The sequence below is a fragment of the Halovibrio sp. HP20-59 genome (assembly GCF_033052795.2).
Classification (GTDB): Bacteria; Pseudomonadota; Gammaproteobacteria; order Pseudomonadales; family Halomonadaceae; genus Vreelandella.
The window spans coordinates 1-250 of the sequence record NZ_JAWJUW020000138.1; the positions used below are offsets into that span (position 1 = coordinate 1).

Below are 250 nucleotides of genomic sequence, written 5' to 3' on the forward strand. Positions count from 1 at the left end.
GTGCGACGGTCGTCTCCACCGTGTTGTTGCCACGCAGTGTCGGCCCAGCCGTCGCCACGCGCGTCGATGGCTGGCTCGCGGGTGCGCGCAATCTGAGCCGGGAGGTTCTCGCCGGCCGCAGTGCGGATCAGGCGGTGCGCGATCTCAGGCTCAAGCTCGCTGCCGATGCCGTCGATCTCGATGGCATTGCCGATCATCTCAGTTTCGATCGCAGCGTCAGCCGCGAGACGGTGCACTGGCTGCGCGCGCT

General features: G+C 68.0%; 1 protein-coding gene. It reads left to right on the top strand.

The window, feature by feature from the left end:
• Positions 1 to 250: FUSC family protein (locus RZA33_RS19660; protein WP_317509962.1), on the top strand; the 250-nt coding region annotated here is incomplete at both ends.